The 5683-nt window shown below is 54.3% G+C and carries 6 protein-coding genes and 2 pseudogenes; 4 read left to right on the top strand and 4 right to left on the bottom strand.

All coding sequences use genetic code 11. The annotated features are described in order from the left end of the window. Positions 1-231: hypothetical protein (locus CARFE_RS16465; protein WP_084138944.1), on the top strand; the 231-nt coding region annotated here is incomplete at its 5' end. Positions 232-558: 327 nt separating this feature from the next. Further along, entirely contained in the window at positions 559-693 is a 135-nt protein-coding gene (locus tag CARFE_RS16770; RefSeq protein WP_281170189.1) for a hypothetical protein, read from the top strand. 309 nt (positions 694-1002) lie between these two features. Here the strand turns inward: CARFE_RS16770 and CARFE_RS0112150 are convergent, their stop codons facing one another. After that, complete coding sequence (locus tag CARFE_RS0112150; protein ID WP_000165985.1) at positions 1003-1194, bottom strand: Rop family plasmid primer RNA-binding protein; 192 nt, start codon at positions 1192-1194, stop codon at positions 1003-1005. 31 nt (positions 1195-1225) lie between these two features. Here CARFE_RS0112150 and CARFE_RS16875 point away from each other — a divergent pair, with 31 nt between their 5' ends. Then, positions 1226-1594 (top strand): hypothetical protein, encoded by a 369-nt coding sequence (locus tag CARFE_RS16875; protein WP_000538659.1) that lies wholly within the window; start codon positions 1226-1228, stop codon positions 1592-1594. Between the two features lie 17 nt (positions 1595-1611). Here CARFE_RS16875 and CARFE_RS0112140 read toward each other — a convergent pair. The 3 genes and pseudogenes from CARFE_RS0112140 to CARFE_RS16035 form a co-directional block, all read right to left on the bottom strand. After that, positions 1612-1953 (bottom strand): annotated as a pseudogene (locus CARFE_RS0112140) (hypothetical protein); the annotation flags it as partial. A gap of 49 nt (positions 1954-2002) precedes the next feature. Beyond that, complete coding sequence (lacI, locus tag CARFE_RS0112135) at positions 2003-3085, bottom strand: DNA-binding transcriptional repressor LacI (protein WP_000805902.1); 1083 nt, start codon at positions 3083-3085, stop codon at positions 2003-2005. Between the two features lie 79 nt (positions 3086-3164). After that, positions 3165-3449, bottom strand: a pseudogene (locus CARFE_RS16035) (MFS transporter); the annotation flags it as partial. A 109-nt stretch (positions 3450-3558) separates the two neighbouring features. Between CARFE_RS16035 and thsB the strand changes: the two are divergent. Then, positions 3559-5208, top strand: coding sequence for a thermosome subunit beta (thsB, locus tag CARFE_RS0112125; protein WP_028052931.1), 1650 nt, complete (start codon positions 3559-3561; stop codon positions 5206-5208). Positions 5209-5683 lie beyond the last annotated feature (475 nt).

Below are 5683 nucleotides of genomic sequence, written 5' to 3'. Positions count from 1 at the left end.
AATCTGCTGCTTGCAAACAAAAAAACCACCGCTACCAGCGGTGGTTTGTTTGCCGGATCAAGAGCTACCAACTCTTTTTCCGAAGGTAACTGGCTTCAGCAGAGCGCAGATACCAAATACTGTCCTTCTAGTGTAGCCGTAGTTAGGCCACCACTTCAAGAACTCTGTAGCACCGCCTACATACCTCGCTCTGCTAATCCTGTTACCAGTGGCTGCTGCCAGTGGCGATAAGTCGTGTCTTACCGGGTTGGACTCAAGACGATAGTTACCGGATAAGGCGCAGCGGTCGGGCTGAACGGGGGGTTCGTGCACACAGCCCAGCTTGGAGCGAACGACCTACACCGAACTGAGATACCTACAGCGTGAGCTATGAGAAAGCGCCACGCTTCCCGAAGGGAGAAAGGCGGACAGGTATCCGGTAAGCGGCAGGGTCGGAACAGGAGAGCGCACGAGGGAGCTTCCAGGGGGAAACGCCTGGTATCTTTATAGTCCTGTCGGGTTTCGCCACCTCTGACTTGAGCGTCGATTTTTGTGATGCTCGTCAGGGGGGCGGAGCCTATGGAAAAACGCCAGCAACGCGGCCTTTTTACGGTTCCTGGCCTTTTGCTGGCCTTTTGCTGGCCTTTTGCTCACATGTTCTTTCCTGCGTTATCCCCTGATTCTGTGGATAACCGTATTACCGCCTTTGAGTGAGCTGATACCGCTCGCCGCAGCCGAACGACCGAGCGCAGCGAGTCAGTGAGCGAGGAAGCGGAAGAGCGCCTGATGCGGTATTTTCTCCTTACGCATCTGTGCGGTATTTCACACCGCAATGGTGCACTCTCAGTACAATCTGCTCTGATGCCGCATAGTTAAGCCAGTATACACTCCGCTATCGCTACGTGACTGGGTCATGGCTGCGCCCCGACACCCGCCAACACCCGCTGACGCGCCCTGACGGGCTTGTCTGCTCCCGGCATCCGCTTACAGACAAGCTGTGACCGTCTCCGGGAGCTGCATGTGTCAGAGGTTTTCACCGTCATCACCGAAACGCGCGAGGCAGCTGCGGTAAAGCTCATCAGCGTGGTCGTGAAGCGATTCACAGATGTCTGCCTGTTCATCCGCGTCCAGCTCGTTGAGTTTCTCCAGAAGCGTTAATGTCTGGCTTCTGATAAAGCGGGCCATGTTAAGGGCGGTTTTTTCCTGTTTGGTCACTGATGCCTCCGTGTAAGGGGGATTTCTGTTCATGGGGGTAATGATACCGATGAAACGAGAGAGGATGCTCACGATACGGGTTACTGATGATGAACATGCCCGGTTACTGGAACGTTGTGAGGGTAAACAACTGGCGGTATGGATGCGGCGGGACCAGAGAAAAATCACTCAGGGTCAATGCCAGCGCTTCGTTAATACAGATGTAGGTGTTCCACAGGGTAGCCAGCAGCATCCTGCGATGCAGATCCGGAACATAATGGTGCAGGGCGCTGACTTCCGCGTTTCCAGACTTTACGAAACACGGAAACCGAAGACCATTCATGTTGTTGCTCAGGTCGCAGACGTTTTGCAGCAGCAGTCGCTTCACGTTCGCTCGCGTATCGGTGATTCATTCTGCTAACCAGTAAGGCAACCCCGCCAGCCTAGCCGGGTCCTCAACGACAGGAGCACGATCATGCGCACCCGTGGGGCCGCCATGCCGGCGATAATGGCCTGCTTCTCGCCGAAACGTTTGGTGGCGGGACCAGTGACGAAGGCTTGAGCGAGGGCGTGCAAGATTCCGAATACCGCAAGCGACAGGCCGATCATCGTCGCGCTCCAGCGAAAGCGGTCCTCGCCGAAAATGACCCAGAGCGCTGCCGGCACCTGTCCTACGAGTTGCATGATAAAGAAGACAGTCATAAGTGCGGCGACGATAGTCATGCCCCGCGCCCACCGGAAGGAGCTGACTGGGTTGAAGGCTCTCAAGGGCATCGGTCGAGATCCCGGTGCCTAATGAGTGAGCTAACTTACATTAATTGCGTTGCGCTCACTGCCCGCTTTCCAGTCGGGAAACCTGTCGTGCCAGCTGCATTAATGAATCGGCCAACGCGCGGGGAGAGGCGGTTTGCGTATTGGGCGCCAGGGTGGTTTTTCTTTTCACCAGTGAGACGGGCAACAGCTGATTGCCCTTCACCGCCTGGCCCTGAGAGAGTTGCAGCAAGCGGTCCACGCTGGTTTGCCCCAGCAGGCGAAAATCCTGTTTGATGGTGGTTAACGGCGGGATATAACATGAGCTGTCTTCGGTATCGTCGTATCCCACTACCGAGATATCCGCACCAACGCGCAGCCCGGACTCGGTAATGGCGCGCATTGCGCCCAGCGCCATCTGATCGTTGGCAACCAGCATCGCAGTGGGAACGATGCCCTCATTCAGCATTTGCATGGTTTGTTGAAAACCGGACATGGCACTCCAGTCGCCTTCCCGTTCCGCTATCGGCTGAATTTGATTGCGAGTGAGATATTTATGCCAGCCAGCCAGACGCAGACGCGCCGAGACAGAACTTAATGGGCCCGCTAACAGCGCGATTTGCTGGTGACCCAATGCGACCAGATGCTCCACGCCCAGTCGCGTACCGTCTTCATGGGAGAAAATAATACTGTTGATGGGTGTCTGGTCAGAGACATCAAGAAATAACGCCGGAACATTAGTGCAGGCAGCTTCCACAGCAATGGCATCCTGGTCATCCAGCGGATAGTTAATGATCAGCCCACTGACGCGTTGCGCGAGAAGATTGTGCACCGCCGCTTTACAGGCTTCGACGCCGCTTCGTTCTACCATCGACACCACCACGCTGGCACCCAGTTGATCGGCGCGAGATTTAATCGCCGCGACAATTTGCGACGGCGCGTGCAGGGCCAGACTGGAGGTGGCAACGCCAATCAGCAACGACTGTTTGCCCGCCAGTTGTTGTGCCACGCGGTTGGGAATGTAATTCAGCTCCGCCATCGCCGCTTCCACTTTTTCCCGCGTTTTCGCAGAAACGTGGCTGGCCTGGTTCACCACGCGGGAAACGGTCTGATAAGAGACACCGGCATACTCTGCGACATCGTATAACGTTACTGGTTTCACATTCACCACCCTGAATTGACTCTCTTCCGGGCGCTATCATGCCATACCGCGAAAGGTTTTGCGCCATTCGATGGTGTCCGGGATCTCGACGCTCTCCCTTATGCGACTCCTGCATTAGGAAGCAGCCCAGTAGTAGGTTGAGGCCGTTGAGCACCGCCGCCGCAAGGAATGGTGCATGCAAGGAGATGGCGCCCAACAGTCCCCCGGCCACGGGGCCTGCCACCATACCCACGCCGAAACAAGCGCTCATGAGCCCGAAGTGGCGAGCCCGATCTTCCCCATCGGTGATGTCGGCGATATAGGCGCCAGCAACCGCACCTGTGGCGCCGGTGATGCCGGCCACGATGCGTCCGGCGTAGAGGATCGAGATCTCGATCCCGCGAAATTAATACGACTCACTATAGGGGAATTGTGAGCGGATAACAATTCCCCTCTAGAAATAATTTTGTTTAACTTTAAGAAGGAGATATACCATGGCCCAGTTAGCAGGCCAACCCATTCTAATTTTGCCTGAAGGAACCCAAAGATACGTTGGTAGAGATGCCCAGAGAATGAACATTCTTGCTGCTAGAATTGTTGCAGAGACAATAAGAACAACCCTCGGACCAAAGGGAATGGACAAGATGCTCGTTGATAGCCTTGGAGACATCGTAATAACAAACGACGGTGCAACAATTCTCGATGAGATGGACATTCAGCACCCAGCAGCTAAGATGATGGTTGAGGTCGCAAAGACCCAGGACAAGGAGGCCGGTGATGGAACAACAACCGCTGTAGTAATTGCAGGTGAGCTCCTAAGAAAGGCTGAAGAATTACTAGACCAGAACATTCACCCAAGCATAATCATCAAAGGTTACACCTTAGCAGCACAAAAGGCTCAAGAGATCCTCGAGAACATAGCCAAAGAAGTCAAGCCCGACGATGAGGAAATTCTCCTCAAGGCTGCAATGACATCAATTACCGGTAAGGCCGCTGAGGAGGAGAGGGAGTACTTAGCCAAGCTTGCAGTAGAGGCAGTTAAGCTAGTTGCAGAGAAGGAAGACGGAAAGTACAAGGTTGACATCGACAACATCAAGCTCGAGAAGAAGGAGGGTGGAAGCGTCAGAGACACCCAGCTCATAAGAGGTGTAGTTATTGACAAGGAAGTAGTCCACCCAGGAATGCCAAAGAGAGTCGAGAAAGCTAAGATTGCACTAATTAACGATGCACTTGAGGTTAAGGAGACCGAGACTGATGCCGAGATAAGAATTACCAGCCCAGAGCAACTCCAGGCCTTCCTCGAGCAAGAGGAGAGAATGCTCAGAGAGATGGTCGAGAAGATCAAGGAAGTCGGAGCTAACGTAGTATTCGTCCAGAAGGGAATTGACGATCTAGCACAGCACTACCTAGCCAAATACGGAATAATGGCCGTCAGAAGAGTCAAGAAGAGCGACATGGAGAAGCTCGCCAAGGCCACAGGAGCTAAGATCGTAACCAACATTAGGGACCTCACACCAGAGGACCTCGGTTACGCTGAGCTAGTAGAAGAGAGAAAGGTTGCTGGAGAGAGCATGATATTCGTCGAGGGCTGCCAGAACCCCAAGGCTGTGACAATCCTCATCAGAGGTGGAACTGAGCACGTAGTCGATGAGGTCGAGAGAGCCCTAGAAGATGCAATAAAGGTTGTGAAGGACATCCTTGAAGATGGAAAGATCCTAGCTGGCGGTGGAGCACCAGAAATCGAGTTAGCCATTAGACTCGACGAGTACGCCAAGGAAGTTGGTGGCAAGGAGCAGTTGGCAATTGAGGCCTTTGCAGAGGCTCTCAAGGTCATTCCAAGGACACTAGCAGAGAATGCTGGTCTCGACCCAATCGAGACACTCGTTAAGGTCATCGCTGCCCACAAGGAGAAGGGACCAACCATCGGTGTCGATGTATACGAAGGCGAACCAGCAGACATGCTAGAGAGAGGAGTCATCGAGCCACTAAGAGTCAAGAAGCAAGCTATCAAGAGTGCTAGCGAGGCAGCAATAATGATCCTCAGAATCGACGATGTCATCGCTGCCAGCAAGCTCGAGGCAGAGGCGGAGGCAGAAGCGGAGGCGGGAGGAGGAAGCGAGGACTTCAGCAGTGATCTAGACTGAGGATCCGAATTCGAGCTCCGTCGACAAGCTTGCGGCCGCACTCGAGCACCACCACCACCACCACTGAGATCCGGCTGCTAACAAAGCCCGAAAGGAAGCTGAGTTGGCTGCTGCCACCGCTGAGCAATAACTAGCATAACCCCTTGGGGCCTCTAAACGGGTCTTGAGGGGTTTTTTGCTGAAAGGAGGAACTATATCCGGATTGGCGAATGGGACGCGCCCTGTAGCGGCGCATTAAGCGCGGCGGGTGTGGTGGTTACGCGCAGCGTGACCGCTACACTTGCCAGCGCCCTAGCGCCCGCTCCTTTCGCTTTCTTCCCTTCCTTTCTCGCCACGTTCGCCGGCTTTCCCCGTCAAGCTCTAAATCGGGGGCTCCCTTTAGGGTTCCGATTTAGTGCTTTACGGCACCTCGACCCCAAAAAACTTGATTAGGGTGATGGTTCACGTAGTGGGCCATCGCCCTGATAGACGGTTT

It is taken from the genome of Carboxydothermus ferrireducens DSM 11255 (genome assembly GCF_000427565.1).
Lineage (GTDB): Bacteria > Bacillota > Z-2901 > Carboxydothermales > Carboxydothermaceae > Carboxydothermus > Carboxydothermus hydrogenoformans.
The sequence above is the reverse complement of the archived record's forward strand: the minus strand, read 5'-3'. Positions and strand labels throughout refer to the sequence as shown.